Source organism: Dellaglioa sp. CoH-55-MRSF-8, from assembly GCF_056782195.1.
Genome location: NZ_JBXAYH010000155.1, coordinates 1 through 308 on the forward strand (window position 1 = coordinate 1; position 308 = coordinate 308).

Below are 308 nucleotides of genomic sequence, written 5' to 3' on the forward strand. Positions count from 1 at the left end.
GTGGTTGCATCATTGCTGTTGCTTTCGCTTGCTGCGTGTGGCCCAGAGCCTGACACTCCGCTTGGTACTATCGTCACTGACGGTCAGTATCGTGTGACGCGTGTCGGTGTGTTCCGAGACGAGCTTGCGTACGATGGCAAGCGCGGCATCTACGAGATTCGCGATGTGGAAACCGGTAAGAAATATGTTGGTATCTCGGGCATCGGCATCTCTGAAGTGGCAGCTCATCAAGCCGGCAAATCTTCTAAACCGGATGAACGTTGATGTACGCGTGGACAAAGGAGAAAGAAATGGATGAGCTTATTGGT

1 protein-coding gene is annotated in these 308 nt (G+C 52.3%); it reads left to right on the forward strand.

Features of this window, described 5'->3' with window-relative positions:
* Positions 1-264, forward strand: a 264-nt coding sequence (locus AC1RPW_RS08330; protein ID WP_481769495.1) for a hypothetical protein, incomplete at its 5' end; no start/stop codon positions are given.
* Between the last annotated feature and the right edge of the window lie 44 nt (positions 265-308).